The sequence below is a fragment of the Paenibacillus sp. F024 genome, assembly GCF_057814255.1.
Genome location: NZ_JBVASZ010000046.1, coordinates 1 through 25,672 on the forward strand (window position 1 = coordinate 1; position 25,672 = coordinate 25,672).

Annotated in this window: 23 protein-coding genes; 22 read left to right on the forward strand and 1 reads right to left on the reverse strand. The window is 48.1% G+C overall.

Features of this window, described 5'->3' with window-relative positions:
• Positions 1-84: 84 nt before the first annotated feature.
• From ACZYR9_RS25005 to qoxD, 14 genes are all read left to right on the forward strand, one after another.
• Entirely contained in the window at positions 85-438 is a 354-nt protein-coding gene (locus ACZYR9_RS25005) for a hypothetical protein (RefSeq protein ID WP_488981132.1), read from the forward strand.
• An 18-nt stretch (positions 439-456) separates the two neighbouring features.
• Entirely contained in the window at positions 457-2,487 is a 2,031-nt protein-coding gene (locus ACZYR9_RS25010) for a hypothetical protein (protein WP_488981133.1), read from the forward strand.
• A 1-nt stretch (position 2,488) separates the two neighbouring features.
• Complete coding sequence (locus ACZYR9_RS25015; RefSeq protein ID WP_488981134.1) at positions 2,489-4,546, forward strand: hypothetical protein; 2,058 nt, start codon at positions 2,489-2,491, stop codon at positions 4,544-4,546.
• 22 nt (positions 4,547-4,568) lie between these two features.
• Positions 4,569-5,735, forward strand: coding sequence for a carboxylate--amine ligase (locus ACZYR9_RS25020; RefSeq protein ID WP_488981135.1), 1,167 nt, complete (start codon positions 4,569-4,571; stop codon positions 5,733-5,735).
• A 15-nt stretch (positions 5,736-5,750) separates the two neighbouring features.
• Positions 5,751-6,602: a DUF3473 domain-containing protein gene (locus ACZYR9_RS25025; protein WP_488981136.1), complete on the forward strand. Its 852-nt coding sequence runs from the start codon at positions 5,751-5,753 to the stop codon at positions 6,600-6,602.
• 19 nt (positions 6,603-6,621) lie between these two features.
• Positions 6,622-8,046 carry a murein biosynthesis integral membrane protein MurJ gene (gene murJ, locus ACZYR9_RS25030; RefSeq protein ID WP_488981137.1) on the forward strand — a complete coding sequence of 475 codons (1,425 nt, stop codon included), beginning with the start codon at positions 6,622-6,624 and terminating at the stop codon, positions 8,044-8,046.
• Positions 8,012-8,749, forward strand: coding sequence for a glycosyltransferase family 2 protein (locus ACZYR9_RS25035; protein WP_488981138.1), 738 nt, complete (start codon positions 8,012-8,014; stop codon positions 8,747-8,749). The genes murJ and ACZYR9_RS25035 overlap by 35 nt, the downstream gene beginning before the upstream one ends.
• Entirely contained in the window at positions 8,742-9,134 is a 393-nt protein-coding gene (locus ACZYR9_RS25040; protein WP_488981139.1) for a DUF2304 domain-containing protein, read from the forward strand. Before ACZYR9_RS25035 ends, ACZYR9_RS25040 begins: the two co-directional genes overlap by 8 nt.
• A 3-nt stretch (positions 9,135-9,137) precedes the next feature.
• Positions 9,138-10,991 carry an HD-GYP domain-containing protein gene (locus ACZYR9_RS25045; protein ID WP_488981140.1) on the forward strand — a complete coding sequence of 618 codons (1,854 nt, stop codon included), beginning with the start codon at positions 9,138-9,140 and terminating at the stop codon, positions 10,989-10,991.
• Between the two features lie 380 nt (positions 10,992-11,371).
• Positions 11,372-12,511 (forward strand): AI-2E family transporter, encoded by a 1,140-nt coding sequence (locus ACZYR9_RS25050; RefSeq protein ID WP_488981141.1) that lies wholly within the window; start codon positions 11,372-11,374, stop codon positions 12,509-12,511.
• Between the two features lie 248 nt (positions 12,512-12,759).
• The gene (gene qoxA / locus ACZYR9_RS25055) at positions 12,760-13,779 is read left to right on the forward strand and encodes a cytochrome aa3 quinol oxidase subunit II (protein WP_488981142.1); all 1,020 of its coding nucleotides are present in this window, start codon (positions 12,760-12,762) and stop codon (positions 13,777-13,779) included.
• The gene (gene qoxB / locus ACZYR9_RS25060) at positions 13,769-15,745 is read left to right on the forward strand and encodes a cytochrome aa3 quinol oxidase subunit I (protein ID WP_488981143.1); all 1,977 of its coding nucleotides are present in this window, start codon (positions 13,769-13,771) and stop codon (positions 15,743-15,745) included. The genes qoxA and qoxB overlap by 11 nt, the downstream gene beginning before the upstream one ends.
• Positions 15,735-16,340, forward strand: a complete 606-nt coding sequence (gene qoxC, locus ACZYR9_RS25065) for a cytochrome aa3 quinol oxidase subunit III (protein ID WP_488981144.1) — start codon at positions 15,735-15,737, stop codon at positions 16,338-16,340. The genes qoxB and qoxC overlap by 11 nt, the downstream gene beginning before the upstream one ends.
• A complete protein-coding gene (gene qoxD / locus ACZYR9_RS25070; RefSeq protein ID WP_488981145.1) occupies positions 16,341-16,643 on the forward strand; it encodes a cytochrome aa3 quinol oxidase subunit IV in 303 nt (100 codons plus the stop codon). It abuts the gene before it with no gap.
• 23 nt (positions 16,644-16,666) lie between these two features.
• Here the strand turns inward: qoxD and ACZYR9_RS25075 are convergent, their stop codons facing one another.
• Positions 16,667-16,930: a hypothetical protein gene (locus tag ACZYR9_RS25075; protein ID WP_488981146.1), complete on the reverse strand. Its 264-nt coding sequence runs from the start codon at positions 16,928-16,930 to the stop codon at positions 16,667-16,669.
• A 172-nt stretch (positions 16,931-17,102) separates the two neighbouring features.
• On the opposite strand from ACZYR9_RS25075, the gene ACZYR9_RS25080 reads away from it, so the two are divergent.
• The 8 genes from ACZYR9_RS25080 to ACZYR9_RS25115 all read left to right on the forward strand — a co-directional run bounded on the left by ACZYR9_RS25080 (position 17,103) and on the right by ACZYR9_RS25115 (position 25,597).
• Positions 17,103-17,543, forward strand: a complete 441-nt coding sequence (locus ACZYR9_RS25080; RefSeq protein WP_488981154.1) for a ribonuclease domain-containing protein — start codon at positions 17,103-17,105, stop codon at positions 17,541-17,543.
• 17 nt (positions 17,544-17,560) lie between these two features.
• The gene (locus ACZYR9_RS25085; RefSeq protein ID WP_488981147.1) at positions 17,561-17,836 is read left to right on the forward strand and encodes a barstar family protein; all 276 of its coding nucleotides are present in this window, start codon (positions 17,561-17,563) and stop codon (positions 17,834-17,836) included.
• Positions 17,837-18,267: 431 nt separating this feature from the next.
• Positions 18,268-19,932 (forward strand): CotH kinase family protein, encoded by a 1,665-nt coding sequence (locus tag ACZYR9_RS25090; protein ID WP_488981148.1) that lies wholly within the window; start codon positions 18,268-18,270, stop codon positions 19,930-19,932.
• A gap of 12 nt (positions 19,933-19,944) precedes the next feature.
• A complete protein-coding gene (locus tag ACZYR9_RS25095) occupies positions 19,945-20,655 on the forward strand; it encodes a polyphosphate polymerase domain-containing protein (RefSeq protein WP_488981149.1) in 711 nt (236 codons plus the stop codon).
• Between the two features lie 33 nt (positions 20,656-20,688).
• On the forward strand, positions 20,689-21,375 hold the full coding sequence (locus ACZYR9_RS25100) for a DUF4956 domain-containing protein (protein ID WP_488981150.1): 687 nt from the start codon (positions 20,689-20,691) through the stop codon (positions 21,373-21,375).
• A complete protein-coding gene (pelF, locus tag ACZYR9_RS25105; protein WP_488981151.1) occupies positions 21,372-23,150 on the forward strand; it encodes a GT4 family glycosyltransferase PelF in 1,779 nt (592 codons plus the stop codon). Before ACZYR9_RS25100 ends, pelF begins: the two co-directional genes overlap by 4 nt.
• A gap of 25 nt (positions 23,151-23,175) precedes the next feature.
• Positions 23,176-24,399 carry a hypothetical protein gene (locus ACZYR9_RS25110; RefSeq protein ID WP_488981152.1) on the forward strand — a complete coding sequence of 408 codons (1,224 nt, stop codon included), beginning with the start codon at positions 23,176-23,178 and terminating at the stop codon, positions 24,397-24,399.
• A 4-nt stretch (positions 24,400-24,403) separates the two neighbouring features.
• Positions 24,404-25,597 carry an MATE family efflux transporter gene (locus ACZYR9_RS25115; protein ID WP_488981153.1) on the forward strand — a complete coding sequence of 398 codons (1,194 nt, stop codon included), beginning with the start codon at positions 24,404-24,406 and terminating at the stop codon, positions 25,595-25,597.
• Positions 25,598-25,672: the final 75 nt, after the last annotated feature.

Sequence of the window (25,672 nt, forward strand, 5' to 3'; positions counted from 1 at the left end):
CATAGTAGAGCGACCTCCTGGATGATGGGTTTTTTGAGGCTATGACCTCGTGCGCAACCCCATCGTACCGAGGCGCTCGTTTTTTTGCAAAGATCAAATTATTCGTTCTACAGGAATTCTAACGGGAAATCGTTTCTTGCCAGCGAGATTACGCAATTTGTACTTGTTTGGGCGATTGTCGCCTATACCGTTCTGTCGGTCTTCTTGATGAATGCGGTGATTTTATTTGCTTTTTCCCAGCCGTATAACATCATCAAGGCCCTTATTCCAGGGCTGATCGTCAACTTCATTATCGGATTTCTTCTCAGCCGATGGTTCGGATATCAATATGCCGTGTTCGGGCTGCTGGCAGGGTCTATGGTCACTACCGTTCTATCTACGCTCAATATCACCAAGGTTTTGAAAAAATTGGACTACTATTTGTATGCGGCGTCTTGAGGAAAGGAGTTCACCGGGGTGACTTCATACCCGATCTGGCACAATCAAATCCTCCATGCGGCACATTATTTTTTCGCTTACGGTCTGCTGACCGTGATGATTCCGCGGCTGATTTTCAACCAACAGCGAGGCGATCGGATGGAACAAGCCATCATTAACTATTGTAAATTAATGGTTATGCTGATTCTGCTCGGATATGTGCTTGTTCTCGTCAAGCTCTTTGAAATGATAACGCTCCTGCTCATCATTGGCATGTTGGCCGTTTGGAAATATACGCGGCGACAGTCCGCTGTGATCGGGGATGAGCAGGAAAAATATTACATGCAAACGGCGTTCTATAATTTTCTTGACGGTCAGATCCCGATAAAGCCGGCCATAGCCGCTTGGGTGAAAGGGAAGATGGCGGATTTGAAGCATGAAGCGGCCAATAGGGTTCGGCTGCCCTCGTTGATTCGGCTGCTCCTGTTGGCCATCGTCATATCCGTTGCGGCCTACTTGAGATTTTACGATGCGATGACGAGTGCCCCGCCCGCGATGTCCGACGGCTACGTTACGCTGGCATGGGTGAAATATATCAACGAACGCTTGTTATTTCATGACGGCATCTATCCGCAGGGCTTCCATATTTTTATGGCTACGCTTTCGAAATTTGCCATGATGGACCACTTGTATATTTTGAAATATACGGGGCCGTTAAACGGGGTTCTGACGGTTGCAGGGCTTTACTTCGCTCTATCCAGGATGACCGGGCGGTTCGCAGCCGGCCTGCTCGCAGCCCTGATCTACGGATGGGCCGGCTTTTATTTTAGTCCCAACGGGTGGGAGCGTCAGGCAGCTACGAACTCTCAGGAGTTTGCTTTTGTTTTCCTGTTTCCGGCCATTTATTTCACTTTCCACTATTTAAATTCAAAGCAAGCGCCGGCTCTTCGGAATGCGGGAATTTGCATCGCGGTTTCCGCGCTTGTGCACTCTCTGGTTTACGCATTTACGGTGATGGCGGTGGTCATCATGGCGGCTGTGTTTCTGCTGACCGATGTCCGGGGTCAATGGAAAAGCTGTCTCCGCCTGTTTACGGTCGGTATCGTCACAGGATTGCTGGCCGCCTTTCCGTTAGTCCTGGGGCTGATGATCGGACGGGAGATGCACAGCAGCTCAGCCAGCTATTTGGTATCACAGGTTCAAGATATAACCATACCCGGGCTGCATCTTCTGGATTTTGCGGCGGCGGCAGCCATTTTGCTGGCCGGGGCCATGGCCCTGCTGTATGCCATGGTCGCGAAAAGCTGGAAGCGCGAAATCCGGTTCGGACTGTTCGCATTCCTGTTTGGCACGGCCGCCTTTGTATTGTACGTCTATGTAGGATTCTGGACGGAAAGCGAGCTGATCGCTTCACGTTCAAACGAATTGTGGGCGCTCACCGCATCATTCGGTCTGGGGGCCGGCTGGCACATGGCGACCCGGTTTCCGCAGCGGTGGCCCCGTTTACGCGCCGCGATGGATTTGGCAGCATGCTTGCTGCTTGCCGCTTTCATCCTTCTGGCGCTTAAACCTTCTCCTATCGTCACGTATAAGCTGGAGCGGGACAGCAGTGTGGAGCAATACCTGCGGATCAGCGGCATGCTGCGTCCCAAGACGTGGATGATCGTGTCCCAGGAGGAGCATTATCCTCTCGTTTTGGGAAACGGCTTTCACATGTACGTCCGGGATTTGCTGCAGCGGTACGATCCTAAGCAGCCTTATTTAACCAAATATCATGAAACGGAAACGGACCCGGGCTTGCCGAATGACATTTTTATTTTCCGGGAGAAAGCAGTGTTTAAGGTGAGTGCCTCCAACACGATTTACCCGTTATTGGAAGAAACCTATGCACGGCGGGAGAAAGAAATGGCGGAGCTGGAGCAGTGGTTCAGCATACACGAGGCCTCACAGCAGGATATGACGCTTTTTTATGAGGATGATCATCTGGAGGTGTACCGGCTGCATCGGGAAATGACCCGGGAGCAGATGAACCGGATCCTTTGGGGAGACGACGGGAAGGGAGGAAAGTAAAATGGCAGAGCATGTGACGACCCTTCTATACTTGCTTAGATTCTTGCTTTCGTACTTCTTTCTGTTTTATTTCATTCCTTCGCTGGTGGTTCCGCTGGATTCGGATCATAAGGGAAGGCTCGACAAATGGGTCATCAGTATGATCCATTCCCACTTTTTTATCATCCTGATCGTACATTTGCTTGCGTTATCCAAGCTTTACGAAACCATATCCCTGTATGCTGCGGTAGGGTTGGCGTTCGCGCTTCTGGCCAAGCGGAAAATCCAATCGGGAGAAATAACCCTAGGAAGAAAGCAGCTGGTGAGACTGCTGGATTTAACTGATAACCGCGCCGAACTCCAACGGAAGCTGGCTGCTAAATGGATGAAAATGAAGGAAGATATGCAAAACGGGATCAAGCAGGGACTGAAGAGCTTCTTCTCCAGTCCGATCGCCTGGGGTGGCCTTATTATTAGCTTGCTTCTTTGCGCTTATGTCCGCTTCGAGCATTCGATGGAGTACTCTTACTACGCTTCCTCCGACCCGTATGTTCATTTGAAATGGGTGAAAGCGCTCAGCGCCAATATTTTATATATCGACGGAGTATACCCATACGGCTTTGAAGCGGTCATAGCCGCGCTTAACAAGTTTTACCTGCTGGATCCGTATTATGTCGTTCGGTTCATCGGCCCGCTGGCCGGAGTGTTGATCCTGATCACCTTATTTTATGTGCTTAGAAAACATGTTCCAAACGACATCACGGCGATTTTCATAACCATGGTCATGATCGCAGCCTCCTCCTGGTTGTTTGGCGGGTATGTATGGAGGCAGATGTCGGCATTATCCATGGAATACGGAATATTGTTCTTTTTTCCAGGGCTCCATTTTTTGGCAGAATATTTTCGCAAAGGCCGGACGTATGCTTTATTTTTGGCGGCCGAATGCATGATTTTGACCTTATTTATTCACCCTTATGTAGCTGTGTGCATGGGGGCTGCCTACATTATTGTTTTTCTTTTCCATGTGGATCAAGTGATTCGTTCCGGAAGCTTCCTGAAGCTCGCTGTCATTTTTCTGCTGGCCGGCGGGATCGGCGTCATGCCTTTACTGCTTGGCGTATTATCCGGGCTGGAGTTTCATGAGACGTCCATCGATTTTATCCGCGACAGCGTCAATCTTGGCGGGGATGAATTACAGACCTGGAGCAAGCTGTGGGAAGGTTACTCCAAGAATCATTTCATTCTGGTATTTCTGATAAGCATAGGGGTGCTTGGAGCTCTGATTCTCGCCGGGCTGCTGATTCGGTTTCTTCACCGCGGAGGCGTCCGGTTCATGGGAGATTGGCGTATGAACGGTGTTTATCTTCTGCTCGGTCTGTTTTTCTTCAGCATGTATCAGGCGGGCAATCTGGGTCTGCCTGTATTCATTCCGGAATACCGGCTGGAAGTTTTCTTTGTTGTCGTTGCGGCTGTCGTGATTGCTCTGGCCATAAGCCAGGTTGTTGCTTTGATGAAAAACAGGCTGATGACCGGGACGATGAAACTGACCCTATCGCTATTGATTCTCATGTTCTTCTTCTCCAATGCGGGCTATGCGATTCCGAAGGGAGACCGTTTCCAATATGAGGAAGCCGTTCAGGCTTATATTAAAATCCGTAATGAATTCCCCCATCAGGAGTGGACGATCATTTCGCCGATTGAGGAGTATTCCATGGTCCTCGGGTACGGATGGCATACGAACCTGTGGGAATTCGCCAAAGGGATTACGGAGAAGGATGAAAAGGCCGGGATCTTTCCGACGAACTATGTATTTCTATTCATAGAGAAAATTCCATTGGGAACGGACAGGGAAGTAACCGAGGCGGATGCGGAGCAGCCCTTTCCCACCATTGAGGGAAATCGTCTTGATGACTATTACCGCATGAAGGAAAAGAGAGTGGTCATTCAGGCCAAAGCGTATTATTGGGCGGAAGCCTACCGGAAGACGCACAGCCATATGCAAATTTTCTCGGATTCTCCGAATATGAGAGTGTACTTGATTACACAGGACGGAAACAATCCTTACCATCTGTTGAACTAATTCCGGAAATGGGTGCAGCCTCATGCCAACCGTACTTTTAACCGACGCATTAATGCGCAAAACATTGTCAGCTTCAAGGTCCCTCGGGAGAAAGGGGCTCAAGGTCATTGTAGCGGAGACGACGAGGTGTACGCCGGCCGCATTCTCGAAATACAGCGCCAAGACGCTGATTTATCCTGATCCGGTACGCCGGCCCGAAGCGTTTATGGGTTGGCTTCTCCGAACTCTGCGCAGCTGCTCCGTAGATGTGTTGATTCCAATGGACGACTCGACCATGAGTCTTGCCGTAAAGCATCGGGAGGAGCTGGAAGCGTTATGCGCTTTGGTGCTCCCGCCTTCGGAAAGCTACGAACAGGCCGCGGATAAATATGCCAGTGTTCAGCTGGCGGCCTCCGCGGGTCTGGCGTGTCCTGCAACTTATATGCCTCACAGCATAGAGGAGCTGGATGAGCTGGCTGCAGAAGCCGTATATCCGGTCATCATCAAGCCGAGAAGGAGCTCAGGCTCGAGGGGAATCCGGCTTGCCAGGGGAAGGGATGAGCTTAAACGGCAATACAGGCTCATCCATGGACGTTACCCTCTGCCTCTGGTGCAGGAATATATCCCGGCAGGGGAGCGCATCGATGTATGCCTGTTATTCAACCGTGAAAGTCAGCTCCGGTCCGCTTTCGTTCAGAAGGAGCTGCGCCATTATCCGGTGGAGAGGGGACCCAGCACCGCTCAGGAGAGCGTTCGCTTTCCCGAGCTGGTGGAAGCCTGCTCCGGGCTGCTGCAAAGCATCGGCTGGTCGGGCATTGCTGAACTGGAATTTATTATCGATCCGCGCGATGGCCTGCCCAAATTTATGGAGATCAATCCCCGCTTCTGGAATTCGCTGCACCTGGCTGGCCTCTCGGGCATTGATTTTCCCTGGCTGCTCTACCAAATGGCTGTTGACGGGGATGTCACCGCGACGTTCGATTATACCGAGGGCATCAGATGCCGTTCCCTGCTGCCTGGGGATGTCCTGCATTTGCTCTCGAACAGACAGCCGCTTCGTTTGCTGCCCGAGTTTTTTTCCGGGCCGGCAGCAGGAGGACGAGACGACATTTTGTCGCTGCACGACCCGGGCCCTGCGTTCGGCTTTGCGGCGGCCTGCTTGCGGTATGCGTTTGATCCTAACATGTGGAGAATGATGTTTATGCGTTGAGGAGCGGGATGCAGCATGAGAAATGTGTTGACTATTGATGTGGAAGACTGGTATCAGACCAATGATTTTAATATTCCGATAGAGCACTGGGGGAACTTCAGCGACCGGGTCGTAGAGAATACGCACCGATTATTGGAGGTGCTGGCCAAGCACGGGGTGGAAGCCACTTTCTTCATCCTCGGCTGTGTGGCGCAGAAATATCCCGAATTGGTACGGGATATTGCCGGTCAAGGCCATGAGATCGGATCCCATGGAGGATGGCATCGGCTGGTCAGCCAGCAGACACTCGAAGAATTCCGGCAGGATCTGCTGTTTTCCAAGCATACCCTGGAAAGTATTTTGCATAAGCCGGTGACGCTGTATCGTGCGCCCTCATGGTCTATTTCGCCAAATCGGTTTCGGGTGCTGGAGATTTTAAGCGAAGAAGGATTTATCTGCGACTCAAGCATTCAGCCGTTCCGTACACCTTTATCCGGCATTGCCGGGGCGCCTCTTGTGCCGTTCTACCCGATCGTGGAGGGCAAAAGACTGGATATTCTGGAATTTCCTCCAACCGTGCTTAATATAAGTAAAATGCGGATACCGTTTTCCGGAGGATTTTATTTGCGGGCCGCACCGTACGCGATGATTTCGTGGGCCTTAAGCCATTTGAACAAGTCAAGACCGGGAATGATTTATATTCATCCGTGGGAGCTTGACAGACAGCACCCGCGTCTGAATACGGCACCTTCTCATAAAAGATTTATTCACTATTTTAATTTGAATAGCACACATTCCAAGCTGAATAGACTTTTGAACGATTTTAAGTTTGGCTCATTAGGAGAAGCGATCAGGCAAGGCAGCTATCCGGCGTTATCCTTGTCCTAAGCATCCGGAACAGAAAGAGGTGTTTGCTACGTTCGCGCTCATGAAATCCTGGAAAAGGTTTTTTCATGAAAATGTCGGTTCCTTGATTGTCATTAACTTGGTACTGGCGGCTGTCGCTTTCCTGAAGGATATGGTATACGCCGTCTATTTCGGCACAACGGCGGAGGCCGATGCGCTGGGCCTTGCCTATTTTATTATTGATACGTTGGCAAACGGACTTTTAGCCGCGGCTTTGGGAGCGGCCTGCGTCCCTCAGTTTGCGAAGCTTGCGGCCCTGGGAAAGAAAGCTCAGCTGAGGCGCACCATGCGAATGACGACTGCGGCTGTTGTCTTTTCCACCATTCTCCTTGCCGCAGGGTTTGTCTTCGTTGGACAAGGCGTAACCGGTTGGATCGGGCCGGGACTCGCCCCTTCCGAGCAGGCCATGAGCCGGAACCTGCTGCTCATCCTGCTGCCGATGATTGTCTTCTTTCCGTTGGCTGCGGTATTCGCCTCAATGCTTCAGGTGTGGGGACGCTTTAACGTTGCCGCTATAGGTCCGGTATTGTTTAATGCGGTGCTTCTTGTCATCATTGCGGGGGTCTATGGGTTTCGGATTCCACAAAGGTTCGGCGTATACGTTTATGCTTTTTCCATCGTGCTGGGAGGACTGCTGACGCTGCTTCTCACCTGGTATGTATGGCAGAAGCATAAAAAGACAATGGAGTCGGAGGCAGTTCAGGGGGGAATGGGGAGCCGAGGTGAAGATCGATTGGAAGCGTCGGGAATTGCCCGGGTCTTTGTTCCTTACCTGTTGATCCTGGTCTGCATGTATTCCGTTTCCTTTGTTGAACGCTATCTCGCTTCGCAGCTGGGGACAGGGACGATTGCCGGCTTAAACTATGCTTACCGTGTATCTCAATTTCCCATGTGGGTGTTCGTTGCCGCCGTCAGCGCTGTCGTGCTCCCATCTATGTCCAAATGGATTTCGCTTAGGGAATGGAATAGGCTGAGGAAGCAAATGGTCAGCTCACTTGTTTGGATCCTGATCGTCACGGTCCCTACGGCGCTTTTGTTTTACATAACCAGAGATTCTTTGATTTCCCTGTTGTTTATGAGAGGCTCCTTCGATGAGACGTCGCTGAGAACCACGTCCGAATTGCTTGCCGGCTTTTCCTTATCGATTGTCGGACAAGGGATATCGACCATTGTATTGCGGTTTTATCTTGCGTTGGGCACGATTTACGTTCCGCTTGCGATCTTTATGGTTTCCGCTGCTGCAAATATCGGGCTGGATTTTTATTTCGTCCGGATCATGGGCGCTCCCGGAATCGGTTATGCAGCAGCATGCGGATGGGCAATCAACGCTTTGATGCTCATGATTTGTTTGTCTATGACTTTAAGATCTCAAGCGAAAGGGGTTCTAATGTATGAACAAGTACTTGGTCATCATTCCCGCTTATAACGAGGAAAGCAGCATTGGAGATGTCCTAACAGGCATTCAGCAGCAGCAATTGGACCTTGACATCCTGGTAGTCAATGACGGATCAACGGACGCGACGGAAAGGATCGCCAGACAATGCGGGGTAACGGTCATCTCGCATCCGACCAATCTCGGGTACGGAACCACCGTACAAACCGGGTACAGGTTCGCATGCCTTCGGGGTTATCCTTATATTATCCAATTTGATGCGGACGGACAGCATGATCCCGGCACGTTAAAAATGATGATGGAGGCGATCCGCGGACGGGATTCGGATATTGTCATCGGTTCCCGGTTTTTGACGGAGAGCGGCATTGAGATGAGGGTTGGCCCTTTAAAGAAATTTGTCGCCTTATTTTTTAGGCTTGTGATTTATCTCCTCACTGGAACGCGGATTACCGATACAACCTCCGGGCTTCGAGCCGTACGTTATCCTGTTTATGCCTACTACGCGGTACGCAACCGGTTCCCGGCGGAATATCCCGATGCCGATTTTCTCATCCAGATGCTGTTTCGCAATTATAAGATTTCCGAGATTCAAACCAACATGAGGGACAGAGCTTATGGCAAAAGCGTTCAGCACGGAGGATTAAAGCCCGTATTTTACATGTTCCGCACATTGCTGAATATTTTTATCGTACTCATTCAATACAAGGTCGTGTTCAGGGTGAAAAAAAATGCCTAATATTCTACACTACTTTTTGTTCTTTTGCGGGTTTCTTTTTTTCGGAGCTGTCGTCATGCTTTTGATGAAGCATAAAATCAATGAAAAAATTTCGCTGGTATGGCTGGCCGGCTCACTCATGATTTTCATCTTGTCCGGCAATCCGGAAGTGCTGGATAGGATTGCTGCGCTGCTGGGCATTGAATATGCGCCTTCCTTGCTGTTCTTCTTCTCGACATTGTTCCTGCTTCTGATCTTATTGTATATGTCGATTCAAGTATCGAATTTGCACGATAAGCTGAAGGAGCTGGGGCAATTTATTGCGCTTCAAACGTTCTTGGAGCCACAGCGAAGCATAGAGGAGCAGGAAGAGGGAAGCCATTCGCGAAAGGAGAATCCAAGTTAGGCGATGGAAAGCGTGTCGGCATTAACCGTTGTCATGGCGCTGTTGTCCATGGTCCTGCTGTCCGGCGCTGCCGCGGCATGGCTCATTCTCAAAAGCAGGCTGACCGGTATCAGGCTGCGTTCGAAGCTGGCCGTACGGATGATGGAAGAAAGTCAAAAGAAGGGGACGGTCGATTACAACGATGTGCTGGAGTTTATGGGTGGATGGGTTAAGGCAAGCAGCTATGCCTTCTACTTGTATGACCACCAGGAACGTATGTTTGTAATCAAGGCCGTACGTGGTCATGAGGATAGCTCCGAACACGTTCAGCCAGCATATACCGGACTTTTACCTTATAGAAAAGGGAAGGATTGGCAGCCTCCCCATCGATTTGAGAGCGCTGTGATTCCGTTGAAGACGGAATTGATCAAGTCCGGGGGCGTTCCGCTTTTGGCCGTTCCCTTAAAGGGAGGCAAAGGTGTCATCCTGGCAGGACCTGTTCGCAGGATTCGGAGCGGGACCCTGCAGGCATTGAATGATTTGTCAAATCTCTTGCCTGAATGGGAGAATCCCGCTGCAAAACCGGAGCAGACCGAGAAAAAAGTGGAAGCAATCATGACATTGGAAGAATCTGTACACTATCTCCAGCGGCTGACAAGCCACCCGGAGGATATGGCTGATCTGATATTAAGATTGGCCGTTAAATATGTTGAAGCTTCTTGTGCTTTTTTTCTGGTGGAAAGAGACGAGCACATGGAAGTTCCGGCATCGATCGGCCTGAAGCGGAGTGTGATGATCCGATTAATAAATGACCGGAAAGCCTCCCGTTTATTTGATTTGGCGTCTTCCGGCCGTTTCGTCGTTCTGGAGAAGCGGGACAAGCTGTATGGAGAACTTCCCGTTTATCTTCAAGAGATGGGAGCAAGCCTCATGTCCCTGTTTCCGACCCGGTTCGGAAACCGGCCCGCGCTGCTGATATGCTGCTATGAATCATGGCGCTATTCGGATGATGCCAAGGCCGCCGATTTACAGCTGCAAGCTGTTGAAAGGCTGGTTCGCAATGCTTGTGCCATCTTGGGAATGCAGTCTTTGGAAGGTAGAATAAGCCGGTCCGATTACATTGATCTATTAAAGCGCCTGGCTCGCATGGTGGACCACTTGAAGGCTTATACTATCGGCTATTCGGATATGATGGGCCGTTATTCCGCTCTCGTGGCCCGGGAAATGGGCTTGGATAAGGAAACCGTTCAGGAAGTGACGCTTGCCGCATACTTAAGCAATATTGGAATGCTGGGACTACCTGACGATTTGCTGCAAAAAGAAGGGAAATTTACACTGCATGAATACGAGAGAATAAAATGGCATGCGGAAATCGGGGCTGCCTTTGTGGAGAAGACTACATCCATGGATCGCGTTGCATCGATGATCCGTCATCATCATGAAAGGGCGGATGGGGCCGGTTACCCGAATCGTCTCAAAGGAGAGGAAATCCCGACTGGAGCTCGAATTCTCCATGTGGTTCAAAGCTTTTTGGCCATCATCGGGGGGAGAAAATACAGAGAGCCCTATACGTTCGAACAGGCGATAGAGAAACTGAAAGCCGCTTCTGGCTCCCAATTGGATCAAGCATGTGTGGATGCCCTGATCGGCTGGTTTCGCAAGAAACAAAGCGCCGCTGCCCAATCCACTCGCTCGCTTGGGGCTTGCTGGGAAATGAGCTGCACTCCCTCCGACATATGCTCCACTTGTCCGGCTTATCGGAACGTGAATCAAAATTGCTGGGAGCTGGAGTCAAATAATTGCGTGGCCCATGGCCAAACCTGCAGCACGTGTTATGTTTATACCGAAACCTTATCTCGTTTAGGCCGCAGCCAGTGATGGTAGCCCGCGGCTTATGTTTTTTTGAGACTCATTTCGCGAGATTAAATCGGCTGTATCATCAAGCATGACTAAACTAAGCAGCATTGGAATGCTATGTCCAAGGCACGTCTTATTTTTTGGGGAGCGGGTATGCGGATTTTTACAAATCAAAAGGATTTATCCACAAGATTATCCACACAATCGACATGCTGCTAAAGGGTTCTGGGTATAGGTTTATTGAATTATACCAACATATCCACAAGTGAAATTGTGCACAGGTTTGGCTTTCACCATTTTGTTTAGTCATCGCTTGTTTCTTCATCAAATAAAAGTTATTCTATTTAGAAAAGCCAATGCTATCATTATCCACGGCTGAATAGTCAGGAGGATTCAACCGCATGGGGGAGCCGCGTAATAGAACGGATACGTTTAGACGTTTCTTTCTAAATAATAAATTCGTCTTATTTTTATTCGTTTTGCTTTTGGTCGGCTTAAACATCCTTGTTTTAAACAAAATTCCGTATGTGTTCGCGCCTTTTGTTGTGCTGGTCAAAACCGTGCTGCTTCCGCTCCTCTTGACAGGAATTGCTTTTTATTTACTTAATCCCGTTGTCGACTGGATGGAGAGGAAACGTACGAAAAGGGTGTATGCCATCCTGGTTCTTTATTTGGTCATTGCTTGTGTAATTGCTCTTATCGTTGTGGCAGTGGTACCGCTTATCCGCGAACAAGTGCTGGGCTTAATTCGTAATATTCCCGGCTACAGCAGAGAGATTGAAAACCGGTTTGGAGAGTTTATGGGCAGTCCCTTTCTTAACCAGCTTCAACAAACGCTCGGCTCGACCACTACCGATTGGATGAATGGACTTTCCGACAGAGTTTCTGCCATTGTGAACCGGGCAGGGGCAAGTATAGGAAGCTTCCTGGGGGCTGTTACGGAAACCATTCTGGCTGTAGTTACCGTTCCGTTTATCTTGTTTTATTTGCTTAAGGACGGACGAAAGCTTCCGCATTATATTTTGAGCTTTATCCCGACGGCGCTTCGCGATCAAACGCATCGGGTGATGATCGAAATGAATAATCAGATCAGCTCCTATATTCGGGGGCAGATCATTGTCAGCTGCTGCATCGGCTTTTTATTGTATGTAGGCTATCGTATTATCGGCTTGGAGTATTCTCTTGTTTTGGCGATTGTAGCGGCCTGTACCAGTATCGTACCTTATTTGGGGCCGGCCATTGCCATCACACCGGCCTTGATTGTAGCTATGGTCACCTCACCGGTCATGCTGCTGAAAATGATTTGCATTTGGACCATTGTTCAGTTAATTGAAGGCAAATTCATCTCGCCTCAGATCATGGGCAAATCACTGCAGGTTCACCCGATCACGATTATATTTGTGATTTTAACCGCGGGGAACTTATTTGGAATACTTGGGATCATCTTGGCCGTTCCCGGTTATGCCGTATTAAAAGTCATTGTTACCCATCTGTTCGAATGGATGAAAGAACAATCCGGGTTATATAAGCCCGTGGATTAATCGAATTACTGGAAGATAAAGACGTCCTGGAGAGGATGTCTTTTTTGTTGTTCCGTTTAGTCATAAATTGTTCATGATATTGGGGGTAATTTCATTACTGTTTTTGTCACAGTTTTAACGGATCTGTAACACATTCCATTAAAAAGCCATGCTATCATTTGTATTGTTAAGTGAAATCAATCACAAAGATTTGAACAGATTGTGAAAATTTTCGCAAATGTGACATTTTTGAGAGGAGATGAGCCACCATGAATTACCGCAAGCTTATATTTTCTCCACTGGCCATCATGATGGTTGTGCTGCTAAGCGGCTGTGAACCGAATATGGTTGTCTTCCAGCCTCAAGGACCTGTAGCCAGAAGCATAATGGAGCTGATTAACTGGTCTCTGGTCTGGATGTCGCTGGTCGTTGTCGTCGTGTTCGGGCTGTTTGGTTATATTGTGTGGAAGTATCGCGAGAGGCCCGAGAATAAGGATTATGAACCGCCGGAGGAGCACGGCAGCACGCTGCTGGAAATCATCTGGACCGCGATTCCTATTCTGATCGTTATCGCTTTGACCATTCCGACTGTAACAACGCTGTATGATTTGGAGAAGGTCCCCAAGGGCTATGAGGAAAAAAAGCCGATTACGATCCACGTGACCTCAGCCGATTGGAAATGGATTTTCAGCTATCCGGAGCAGGGGATTGAGACCGTCAACTATGTCAATATTCCGGAGGATACACCTGTTCTGTTTAAATTAACGTCGGCCAGCACCATGCAGTCCTTCTGGGTACCGGCTTTGGGCGGGCAAAAATATACCATGGGCAAAATGCAGACGCAAATGTATCTGGTAGCGGATCATCCCGGTTCGTATCTAGGCCGGAACACCAACTTTAACGGCCGGGGATATGCGGATATGGAATTTGAAGTGTTGGCTCAAACCCAGGAGGATTTTGACCAATGGGTTAAGGATGTCGCCAATACGGCTCCTAAGCTGACGGAAGATAAATATGAAGAACTGTTGACACCGACGCATTTGGGACGTCTGACATTTTCCAATACGCATCTGGAATGGGTTAACCATGCAGAGGCCGATTCCAAGACGTATACCAATCCTGAGCTGTACAGGTATCACGGCTATCAGGGCAAGGTATTTGAGGAAGAAGATAATTACCGGAACAAAGATAACAACAAGAACAAAGATAACAATGAAAACCAACAAAATAATCCTGTAGAGCATACAGAAGAGAGTAACACCGCCGGAGGTGAGCATCATGGGCATTAAATGGGATGAATTTTTTATTACGGGGGATCCGTTAATTTTAGGCTCCCAGATTGCCATTGTTTTAACCATGCTCGGGGTTGTCGGAACGCTGACTTATCTCAAACGATGGAGATGGCTGTGGACGGAATGGCTGACCACCGTTGACCATAAACGGATCGGGATTATGTATATCATTGCCGCCGTTTTGATGTTTTTCCGCGGAGGCATGGACGGGTTGTTAATGAAGGCGCAAACGTCCAGACCCGAGATGCAGTTTTTGAACGCCCAGCATTATAACGAAATATTTACAACGCATGGCGTCATCATGATTTTATTTATGGCAATGCCGTTCCTGATCGGTTTGATGAACGTTGTTGTTCCGCTTCAAATCGGAGCAAGAGATGTCGCCTTCCCGGCACTGAATGCCTGGAGCTTCTGGTTGTTTTTCAGCGGGGCGATGCTGTTTAACATATCGTTTGTTATCGGCGGATCTCCCGATGCGGGATGGACATCCTACTTCCCGCTTGCAGGTAAAGAATTCAGTCCCGGCATAGGCAACAACTATTATGCCATCGCCCTGCAAATTGCGGGTATCGGGACATTAATGACCGGAATCAACTTTATCGTAACGATTCTCAAAATGAGAACCAAGGGCATGACGTTAATGAAAATGCCGATGTTCGCTTGGACGACATTTATCACCTCCGTGATCATCGTGGCTGCCTTCCCGATCTTTACGGTGGCGCTGGCTTTGATGACGTTCGACCGATTGTACGGCACGCATTTCTTTACCTTGTCCGCCGGAGGCATGGATATGCTTTGGGCGAACCTGTTCTGGCTTTGGGCTCACCCCGAAGTGTATATTGTGGCGCTTCCCGCTTTCGGTATCTTCTCCGAAATTATAGCGACCTTCTCCCGTAAAACGCTCTATGGCTACAAGTCGATGGTATTCTCTATTGTAGGGATTGCCGTTCTCAGTATGGTCGTGTGGGTGCATCACTTTTACACGATGGGCGCGGGAGCGTTAGTAAACTCGTTCTTCTCGATTACGACGATGCTGATTGCTGTTCCTACAGGCGTCAAAATGTTTAACTGGTTATTTACGATGCGCAAAGGCCGCATTAAAATGACGACTGCAATGCTGTGGGCTTTGGCTTTTGTGCCTTGCTTTGTCATCGGCGGGGTTACGGGTGTCATGCTGGGTATGGGTGCGGCGGATTACCAGTACCACAATACGCTGTTCCTGGTTGCACATTTCCATTATGTATTAATTCCTGGTGTAGTATTTGCCGTATTCGGCGGATTATACTACTGGTGGCCGAAAATGTTCGGTCACATGTTGAATGAAAAAATCGGTAAATGGCACTTCTGGTTGTTTGTCATCGGCTTCAATGTGACGTTCATGCCGATGTTCTTCCTTGGGTTGGACGGCGCCGTAAGAAGGGCTTACACCTACTCGGCGGAATCGGGCTTCGCTCCATTGTTCATGGTGTCGGCCATCGGCTCCGCGATCCTGGCGATCGGCTTTGCTGTCTTCTGCTATAACATTTACTGGAGTATCCGCTATGCGGACCGCAATGTACCGAGTGATCCATGGGATGCAAGAACGCTGGAGTGGGCTACCGCTTCGCCGGTTCAGCATTATAATTTCACCAAGCTGCCGGAGGTTACTACACTGGATGCCTTCTGGCATATGAAAAAGAAAAATGAAGGCTTGACCCTTCATAAAGAAGAGATTGAAGAGATTCACATGCCTAATAATACGGGCCTGCCGTTTATCATGTGCATCGTTTTCGGAATTGCCGGATTCTTCATGGTGTTTGAATGGCACTTAGCGGCGGCGGTTGCGGCTGTCGGCATTATTATCGGTCTCATCGTTCGTTCTTTCGACTATAACGACGGTCATCACGTGCATAAGGAAGAGATTGAGGAGACGGAAAAGGCTTGGAGAAGCAAGGAAGGAGAGGTGAACCAGTATGTCGGCTAATGTCAATACGTCACAGCCGTTGGAATATCAGACCGAACAGAACCGGATGAATATTCTCGGATTCTGGATCTTCCTTGGGGCAGAGATTGTCCTGTTTGCAACGCTGTTTGGAGTATATGGCGTGCTTTTTGATCGGTACGCAGGCGGTCCGACCCATCAGGACATTATTATGATGAAGGAAGTTATGATTCAAACCCTGCTTCTCTTAACCAGCAGCTTTACCTGCGGTTTAGCTATCTACGAAATGCGCCGGAATCATCTCAAAGGCCTGATCGGCTGGCTCATCGTTACTTTACTGCTCGGTGTCGGCTTTTTATTTATGGAAGTGAATGAATTCATCCACTACGTTCATGAAGGCGCAACTATGCAAACGAGCGCGTTTCTGTCCAGCTTTTTCGTTCTTCTCGGGACTCACGGTCTGCACGTGACTATGGGGATCGGCTGGGCGATCATGATTATTATTCAGCTTCTGCAAAGAGGCTTGACTCCAGTAACGGCTCGAAAAACCTTTATTATCGGATTATATTGGCACTTTTTGGATGTGGTCTGGATCTTTATCTTTACATTTGTGTATCTAAAAGGGATGGTGGCATAAATGGAGAAAAAAGCAAAAGGCTTTCCCTTGGGGCACGTGTTTGGATTCATATTATCCCTGGTGCTCACCTTTGCCGCAGCCGGTGTGGCTTTAAGAACATCCTTGCCTTTTCACACCATCATGTGGATCATCGGCTCCTTGGCGGTAGTCCAGGCCGGTCTTCAGCTGTTCATGTTCATGCATGTCAGTGAGGGCGAGGACCGGAATACGCAGGTCATTAATATTGTTTACGGAATTCTTATGGCGATTGTCATCGTACTCGGATCGATTTGGGTCATGTCATTTGGAGACCATATGCATTAACAAGAAGAAGGGCCCCCCCCGTCTTAGTGACTTGGGGTGGCCCTTTTTTCTGTGTGGGAAAGGTGATGGCTGCTTTCATGGGAAGCATTCTCCATGAGACTTATAACTAAGCCGAACAGATACACGAATACGGACGAGACCACAACGCCAATTCCGCCGAATAAATAATACTCCCTATGAATAGCGCTTACAAAGAAACTTATAACAATAACGGTAAATCCTAACATGGCCGCTGCGGCCGAAACGGTGTTGGTGAATTTCAGTGCTTTCGGTTGAGATGCATTCATGATCGTCACTCCTTTACATTCCATTCTACGCAAGTTCACAATTTTGTCAAATATTATTTTCGAGTTAGTTATCTCTTTAACGTTCTGTGACATCTTTGAAACGCAAATTGTTTTTAGCGTCAAATTATGCCACATTAGTAGATGAAATCAGTTTGGGGGGAATTATGAAGTGATGAAGTTATGGAAATGGCTGTGTACCGTGCTCATTGTTGCATTGGCCATAGGGGTAAGCGGCTGCGCGCCTGCGGCTGATCATGAAAATAATAAGGCGGCTCAAAAGACGGAGGCGTTAACCGGCTTTGATGAGGTTGCGGAATACATCTCCGAGCACGGGAAGCTTCCGGATCATTTTATTACCAAGAATGAAGCCAGAAAATTAGGCTGGGAACCGCAAAAGGGGAATTTGGCGGAAGTCGCGCCGGGTAAGAGCATTGGCGGAGATGTATTCCAAAATCGCGAGGGGAAGCTCCCCAAGAAGAACGGAAGGATATGGTACGAGGCTGATATCAATTATAAAAAAGGGACCCGCGGCAGCGACCGGATAGTCTTTTCCAACGATGGGCTCATCTTTAAGACCACAGATCATTACAAAACCTTTACCCAAATCAAATAATGAAGGGGGGCTCGAGTGTGCATACGATACAGTTAAACGGCAGGTTCATTAAGGACCGGCAGCAGCTGCACGACGTTCTCAAAAGTGAACTGCAGCTGCCGGATACCTATGGGAGTAATTTGGACGCATTGTGGGATTGTCTTACGGGATGGGTAGCGCTTCCCTTGACGATCCAATGGATCGATCTTGAAGCGAGCCGGAGTCATTTGGGCGAATACGCGGATCAACTGCTGGAGCTGTTTAGAGATGCGGAACAAGAACTGGATGGTTTTCATTTGGAAATTAGCGAATAATACATTTCATCATGATAAACCGGAGGTCATCAGCCTCCGGTTTCATTTTTGTTGAATACATTCTATTAATGATTTCTTAACTTTGTTCTCGCCTTATACAGCGGAGAATTCTATATGATCTACATACGGGGTTCAAAGGCGGGTGGCAGTCGCTGAACTTCTGCCTATGAAACTTGTCGATAAAGGGCGATTTTTACAATGGAATACAGAATATTTGATGATTTTTCACAAAGTTTAATGAGGCATATATTTCAAAAGTAATGATATTTTGATACGATACCCATGATATCGATAGGACTTTGAGCTTATTTGTTAAATCTCTCCGATGACCTGCGATTTATCTGACTTGAAATTTTCGCTCCTCAAGCCTGCAGTGATGTATTTCCCTGCAGCATCTGCCAGGAATATAGATGTGTAATGGAGGGGACGCATTGCAAGCAAAGGTTCTTTTGCTAATCATTTTCGTTTTTCCGACAGCTTTGTTCCTCGGTGTGTATATAGAACGTACAGATCATGTTTTTAAAGATAAGCCTTTTTGGTCTCAATTTATAAGCTATTCAGCCCCGGATTCCACCGATGAAGATGATGACCGAACGACAAAGCCGCTAGAAAAAATGTATGTCACGGTTCTCGACAAGGATCCGGAATATGGATACGCGTTTCAAGAAATGAATCAACTGAACCAAAAGGAAAGCCTCGAGAAGGAACCGCGTCTGTCCGCCATCCTGCAGATCGGATCACCACAAGAAAATCCAGTCCAAGCGACCATTGAGCAAAGAGGAAACAGTGTAAGACAGTCGGACTTAAAATCATTCAAAATCAGAATGAATGATGAAGATAAGCCTTGGAATCAGCAGCATATCATCAATTTGAATAAGCATCCGTTCGATTATACGCGGATCCGGAACAAGTTAAGCTATGATTACCTTTCGCTGATCCCGGAATTGGCCGGCTCGGAGACTCAATTTGTTCAATTATTCGTGAAGGATCTTACGACGAACCCGCCGGAGCAGGAATTTGTCCCTTACGGATTGTTTACCCATGTGGATCAAGTGAACCGAGGCTTTTTGAAACGAAATGGGCTTGATGGGGACGGCTACCTGTATAAAGCGATAAACTTTGAATTTTATCGCTATCCCGAGCTTCTCAGAGATCGTAATGATCCGCTCTACGATAAAGCTGAATTTGAGACCGTACTGGGGATTGCGGGAAGAGAATATCATGAAAAGTTGATCGATATGCTGGAGGATGTTAATAACGATACATTGAATTTTGACAGGGTTTTTGACAAGTACTTTGATAAAAACAATTTTTTGAGCTGGATGGCGTTTAATCTCCTTACGGGCAATCTGGATACGACCGGGAATAACTTCTTCTTGTACAGCTCGAGATTTTCCGATAAATGGTATTTTATTCCGTGGGATTACGACAAGGCCTGGAATTACGATTGGCAATGGGGCAGCAGTGGAAGCGACATCCATCCAAAGCGGGAGGGGCTTTCGCTGTATTGGGGATGGCCGTTAGCCCGGAAATTTTTTCGGAATCCGGATAATGTGACGGCTTTGAATGAAAAGCTGGAAGCTTTGTCAGATATCATGAATGAGGGGCAAACCAAAGCCTTTCTGGATCAATATTATCCGACAGTTCGGCCGATGGTGCTGCAGTCCCCCGATGTGCAGCTGCTGCCCGACGATCTGGAGCGGTTTGATGAAGAGTACTATTCACTTGCAGCATACCCGTCCCAAAGACTGGAGAAATACTACACCCTTCTGGAAAAACCGATGCCGGTTTTCATAGGGGGGCCTTGGCCCGACGGGGGGCGGATGAGCTTTACCTGGGAGGAATCCTACGATCTTCAAGGCGATGAAGTGGTTTACGATCTTCAAATCGCCCAAACGCCTGATTTTTCAATGATCGTTTATGAGAACAAGGGCTTAAAACAGACCGGGCTGGCCATGGACCGGCTTCCTCCCGGGGAGTATTATTGGAGAGTGATCATTCGCGACAGCAAGGGGAATGAACAAGTCGCATTTGAAAGCTTTGTTGACGGGACCGGGAAATTCTATCACGGGGTCAAACGGTTTATTTTGGAATAGCAGGAGGCGCCCATGCGATATGAAGGCAAAAAGCTGAGACATGAACTAAAGTATTACCTTCATCCGTTTGACCAATTGTCGCTTCGAGTGCGTATGAGTTCGTTATTGCACAGGGACCGGAATTCGGTAACCGCGGAAGGGTACCATATTCGAAGCTTGTATTTTGATGACCTTCAGGACAACGCCCTGTTTGAGAAAAATTACGGCATCATGAAAAGAAAAAAATACAGAATTCGAATTTACAATCAATCCGATCATGCGATAAAGCTGGAACGCAAGTCGAAGTTTGGCGATATGATTTGCAAGGAGTCGGCGTCTCTTTCCAGGGAAGAGTATGAACGGATTATGACGGGTGATATTGAATTTTTACTTCAGCGCAAGGAGCCTCTTCTCGAGCAATTTTATTACGGAATTACCATTCATGGCTTGCGTCCGAAAGTGATCGTGGATTACACCCGCGAGGCTTATATGAACCCGTTGGGAGATGTGCGGGTCACCTTTGACAAGGGTCTGGCAGCAGTGATCAACACGCAGGATATATTCCACTCTCATGCTGTTCCCATGCGTGTATTCCGCGAACCGCGTGAAATTCTAGAGGTAAAATATACTGGATTTCTGCCTTCTTTTATTCGAGAGCTGCTCGACTTTCGGGGCTCCATCCGTACGGCGATATCCAAATACGTGCTTTGCAGGCATTTTATGAAGGAGCATCAGCACCTATAAGGGAAGCTAGATCATCAGAAGGGATCACGGTACATGGGGGAAAGAATTACGTTCGATCGCATAATTGACGAGGTGTTTGTTCAGCGTGCATTTTCGCAGCAGGCTGCGCTTTCCGTTTTGGACGTTGCGGTGGCGCTTTTCATTTCGCTGCTGATCGGCCTGTTTATTTATTATGTGTACCAAAAGAGCTTCCGGGGAGTCGTCTACAATCACAGCTTTAATGTCACTTTAGTATTGATGACCATGATTACCGCGATGATCATTATGACGATCAGCACGAACATTATTCTGTCTTTAGGCATGGTAGGGGCTTTAAGCATCGTTCGTTTTCGTACGGCCGTTAAAGATCCGCTGGATATCATGTTTATGTTCTGGGCGGTTTCGGCGGGCATCGCCATAGGAGCCAAAATTTATCCTGCGGCTATCATGGGTTGTCTGTTGATCGGCCTTACGGTGTACATTTTGTCCAAATACAAGCTTAAGGGGGAAGCTTACCTTCTGATTGTGCATTTCACTGAAGAAGCGGACTACGCCGTTAACTATCACGTGACCAGACTGAAGCATAAGTTGAAATCCAAAACCGTACGCAAGGATCACACCGAATTAGTGATTGAGATGAAAATAAAGGATGAAAATACCCATTTTGTTAAGGAGTTGTCATCCATAGATGGAGTAATCGATGTGTCGCTGGTCAGTTATACGGGAGATTATGCGCCATGACCCATAACAAAATGAAGGTGATGTTAACGACAGAAGGAACCTATCCGTTTCATCAGGGGGGAGTGAGCACTTGGTGTGATCTTCTGGTTAAGCGCAGTGCATCGGTTGACTATGTGATTTACAGCGTATTAATGGATCCGTTTGTCACACAAAAGTTTGATTTGCCTGAATCAACGACCTTAATCAAGATGCCCTTATGGGGGACGGAGGAGCCCAGCGAGCATTTATCCGCTCCGTTTTCACAAACCTTCTTGGCAAAGAAGCGAACCACCCCGCACAATATAAATAAATATTTTATTCCCTTGTTTGAAGATCTGGTCAGAGAAATCATTAGCCCCGTCAAAAATCCCAAGCTGCTGGCAAAGATTATGCTGGAGCTTCATCTGTATTTTCAATATTACGAATACAAAGCGAGCTTCAAGTCGGAAGAGGCCTGGGAAGCCTATAAGCGAATTGTATTGGAATATGCAGCGTCCAAAGACAGCCAGCTGGCCAGACCCGATGTGTATAGTCTGATTCAGAGCCTGGGCTGGATTTACCGCTTTTTAAATATATTAAATACACCGATTCCGGATGTACAAGTGGCTCATTCAACGGCGGCCGCTTTTTGCGGAATCCCTTGTGTTCTGGCAAAATTGAAAAACAAAACGCCGTTTATGCTGACCGAACATGGCGTTTATCTCAGAGAGCAATATTTATCACTGTCCAAGAGAGAATACTCTTCTTTTCTGAATACCTTACTTATGCGGCTAGTGCATTCGGTGACCAGCATAAATTACTATTTTGCCGATCAAGTCTCGCCGGTATGTCATTACAATACCCGATGGGAAAGGGAATACGGAGTCCCTAAGGAAAAGATCAAGGTGATATACAACGGAGTAGATAAAGACGTCTTTCTCCGTGCTTCGGGAGAAAAACCGTCACGCCCTACGGTGGTTACTGTGGCCAGAATCGACCCGATAAAAGATATCGAGATGCTGATTCACGCAGCGGCCATTGTCAACAAGCGGATTCCTGATGTCCAATTTGTCATTCACGGCTCGGTGAGCGTTCCTGCGTATTACGAACAATGTCTCGCCTTACGGCAAAAGCTGGGCCTGGAGGACACGGTCCGGTTTGCCGGTCACACTTCAAATATAGCCGCCGTGTATAAGAGCGGAGATGTGGCAGCATTAACAAGTATTTCCGAAGCGTTCCCTTACTCTGTCGTTGAAGCCATGATGGCGGGAACCCCCGTCATTTCCACCGATGTCGGAGGAATCAAAGAAGCTTTGGGCGATACGGGGATTCTCGTGCCTGCGAGAAATCATGAAAAACTGGCGGAGGGAATCATTCGTCTGTTGAGCCAGCCCGGTCTGAGAGCATCCTTAGCTGCGGAAGCTCAAGAAAGAGCGATCACCCGGTTCACGCTTGAACATGTCTTAAAGGAACATGAACAAAGCTATCTTCGGCTGTCTCACGGCTCCAACGGCCTGCCTGTGCAGTCAGCGGATGAAGCGGCCGTGGCTCAAACGGGCGAAGTCGTTCTTACTAACGAGCATCTGATGACAAGGCAAAGAATCTGGATGGAGCGCGGCCTGGCCTTCAAATCCGCCGGCTTTTATGAGGACGCGGCGAGCTGCTTCCGGTCGGCCATAGAACAATTTCCATCCTCCAAGGCGGTGCCTGTATTGCTGCTGGAATTGGCTGAAGCCTATAATCATTTGGGGGAATATGAACTGGCCTTTCATGAAATGGAGAAATATGAGGCATTCCTGGAAATAGGGATTGCCTAGAACTGCCGGAAGGAGGGGTGAGTTCATGAAAAAAAGAAGGATCGAACGGGCTCTATGGGGAATCCAGCACCAATCCTTCGCAGACACGGTTACGTATCTGCAGCGAAAGCATGATCAAGCGAAAACGAAATTAACCGGGAAGCTGGATGAAATCAGAGCGGAAACCAACCAAATCCATCAGCAAATCGGTTGGCTTCAAGCCTCTCATTCCGGCAAGGAAGATCCACCCCAACCGGTTACTCAGGCCGATGCATTAGATACGGTTGTTCCGCCGCGGAAACCGCAGCTTGAATTTCAAATTCAATGGAAGAAAAGATTGTTCGGATTAAATCAGAAGTCGGCGATGGGATACATTACGAATTTAATTCATCTCCAGGAAAAAGAGATACTGGAGCTTCAAGAAGAGATGAGCCGTGTGCGGAATCAACGTGAAGCATTGAAGTTACAGCTTTCCCATTATCAAAATGTCTCACTGGCTTTGAACGCAGTGGCGGCTTCCGTCGAAGTGCCGGAAGAAAACCTGAGTTCAGCCTTTGTGGAAGAGATGAAAGAACGGCTTCTATCCGAAATCAAAGAAATCAAGGAAATCTTGATGCAAGGCATCGTGTCATCGGCGCAGCTTAGGGCGTCAGCCGCGGAGAAGGTATTTGTGCAGCCCGCGGAGACCCTGGAGGCGGCAGCTGAGGAGGTATTCACACAGCCCACACAGACCCTGGAGTCTATCCTGGTGGCGTTCGAGCCCAAAGAGAAGTCTACTGCGGAGGACTCTGTTCCTTTAACGCAGCTTAGTGAGTCCGCTCCAAAACCGGTTCTTCCGCAAAAGAGGATGAGCGCGGCTGCGCCAAAGAAAGCTGCACCGCCAATAAGTCGGCCAATGGCGGCAGTCGGGAGCGGCTTTTGGGAGGAGGATATCGAACAGCTGCTGTTCGAGCCTCGGGCATGGACGACTCATCAAGTGTCTTTCATTCACGGTGAACCCTTATCCGAAAGGGGAGACAAGGTCCATAGCCCTGTGTACGAACCTCATGCGGAAACCAGGAGAAGCCAAGCTGCAGCGGATCACGCCCATCATTTGAAAAAAAAATACATAGTGGGGAAAATCGCCGGTAAGGATTTGTCAGACGGCAGCGGCGGGTTGATCGTTAGCAAAAACGCCGTTATCACGGAGGATGTATTGAGTAAGGCGGAGCGGGAAGGAAAGCTGGCGGAGCTGATTGTAAATATGGTTATTCCGGGATCGGGTGAGTAAGCGGATGAATGTCGTCTATTATAAACCCAAATTGGATCAGCAGCGCGAAAGCCTCAACCGGCTGCTTAAAGAGGTACAAGAGCGCCGGGTTCATCCGGAGGATCGCTATGAAATCGCTGCTTTGCTCGAGTCCTTAGGCTGGACCGACGAGCGTGCGGCCAAAGCATTCGGAGTAAGCAATATTTTTGAGCTGGCTTCCCAGCTATGGGAACTGAACAACAGCAGCATCATTTTCACACCGTTCAGTAAAGAAGAGAAGCTAGGGCTGCCGGAAGCGGTACGTCTGATCGTCATCCATTTTTTGAGGGGCGCGATTTTTGCTCTTCCTATGGCCGTTTCCGTATTTTCAATGATTAGTCTGCGGTTTTCCCTATGGTCCTATGAAGAATTGTCCGTAGAATTTGCAACCGCCATTGCCATAGGTACAATATTAAGCTTCATTACGGTTGGTGGATTTACGCAAGCGATTGCCAGACGCGGCTTCTTTTATATTATTCAGGGGTACTATCGCATGGCGCGGCGGGTTACTTTTTATTTTATTATGATGGGAATCATGGCCTGCCTCATTTTATCGGGAGTCGTCATTGTGATCAATATGCTTTTCCCGCTCTTTCCCAGCCATATGATCCCGATTATCCTTCTTTACTATTTCTTTCTTAACACCATTTGGCTTTCCGTTACCGTGATGTACATTTTGAGAAAAGAGCTTGTGTTCACGGCCTTGATTGTGCTTGGAATCATCATCGTGTATCTCCTGTTTGCCGTATTTCAAATCAATATGATTGTCGCGCAGTTGATATCTCTTTTACTGGTGTCTCTGACAGGAATAGCTCTGGCGTATTATTTTTTCAAAAAAGCGGAAGCAAAAGCAGAGAGAGGAATAGAGCCGAAGCTTCCGAAGATGTCCGTTACCATTTATAATTCAATGCCTTATTTTGTATATGGGGTGCTGTACTTTACTTTTTTGTTTATTGACAGAATCATGGCCTGGTCGGCGGACAACGCCTTTTTGCCCTATTTGATCTGGTTTCGGGGGGATTATGAATTGGGGCTCGATTTCTCCTTATTGGTGTTGATCATACCTATGGGAATGAATGAGGTCGTATTGAACAGGTTAATGACCAATATTCAATTGAGCCAGAAAAGCTATTTAGGGCTTGCTGAACGAATCAAAAGTCCGACAGCCACAAGGGTTTAGGACCTCTTTTGTCGAATTCAAGTGCAAGGAAAACAGGGACTTACCCGCGAAAAACCTTGCACATGGAGGCGTCCG

Bases quoted from the DNA above. Each gene is read 5' to 3' on its own strand.
- ACZYR9_RS25015 (WP_488981134.1), top strand. From the start codon at position 2,489: ATGGCAGAGCATGTGACGACCCTTCTATACTTGCTTAGATTCTTGCTT.
- ACZYR9_RS25020 (WP_488981135.1), top strand. From the start codon at position 4,569: ATGCCAACCGTACTTTTAACCGACGCATTAATGCGCAAAACATTGTCA.
- ACZYR9_RS25025 (WP_488981136.1), top strand. From the start codon at position 5,751: ATGAGAAATGTGTTGACTATTGATGTGGAAGACTGGTATCAGACCAAT.
- ACZYR9_RS25035 (WP_488981138.1), top strand. From the start codon at position 8,012: ATGAACAAGTACTTGGTCATCATTCCCGCTTATAACGAGGAAAGCAGC.
- ACZYR9_RS25040 (WP_488981139.1), top strand. From the start codon at position 8,742: ATGCCTAATATTCTACACTACTTTTTGTTCTTTTGCGGGTTTCTTTTT.
- ACZYR9_RS25045 (WP_488981140.1), top strand. From the start codon at position 9,138: ATGGAAAGCGTGTCGGCATTAACCGTTGTCATGGCGCTGTTGTCCATG.
- ACZYR9_RS25050 (WP_488981141.1), top strand. From the start codon at position 11,372: ATGGGGGAGCCGCGTAATAGAACGGATACGTTTAGACGTTTCTTTCTA.
- qoxA (WP_488981142.1), top strand. From the start codon at position 12,760: ATGAATTACCGCAAGCTTATATTTTCTCCACTGGCCATCATGATGGTT.
- qoxB (WP_488981143.1), top strand. From the start codon at position 13,769: ATGGGCATTAAATGGGATGAATTTTTTATTACGGGGGATCCGTTAATT.
- qoxC (WP_488981144.1), top strand. From the start codon at position 15,735: ATGTCGGCTAATGTCAATACGTCACAGCCGTTGGAATATCAGACCGAA.
- qoxD (WP_488981145.1), top strand. From the start codon at position 16,341: ATGGAGAAAAAAGCAAAAGGCTTTCCCTTGGGGCACGTGTTTGGATTC.
- ACZYR9_RS25075 (WP_488981146.1), bottom strand. From the start codon at position 16,930: ATGAATGCATCTCAACCGAAAGCACTGAAATTCACCAACACCGTTTCG.
- ACZYR9_RS25080 (WP_488981154.1), top strand. From the start codon at position 17,103: ATGAAGTTATGGAAATGGCTGTGTACCGTGCTCATTGTTGCATTGGCC.
- ACZYR9_RS25095 (WP_488981149.1), top strand. From the start codon at position 19,945: ATGCGATATGAAGGCAAAAAGCTGAGACATGAACTAAAGTATTACCTT.
- ACZYR9_RS25100 (WP_488981150.1), top strand. From the start codon at position 20,689: ATGGGGGAAAGAATTACGTTCGATCGCATAATTGACGAGGTGTTTGTT.
- pelF (WP_488981151.1), top strand. From the start codon at position 21,372: ATGACCCATAACAAAATGAAGGTGATGTTAACGACAGAAGGAACCTAT.
- ACZYR9_RS25110 (WP_488981152.1), top strand. From the start codon at position 23,176: ATGAAAAAAAGAAGGATCGAACGGGCTCTATGGGGAATCCAGCACCAA.
- ACZYR9_RS25115 (WP_488981153.1), top strand. From the start codon at position 24,404: ATGAATGTCGTCTATTATAAACCCAAATTGGATCAGCAGCGCGAAAGC.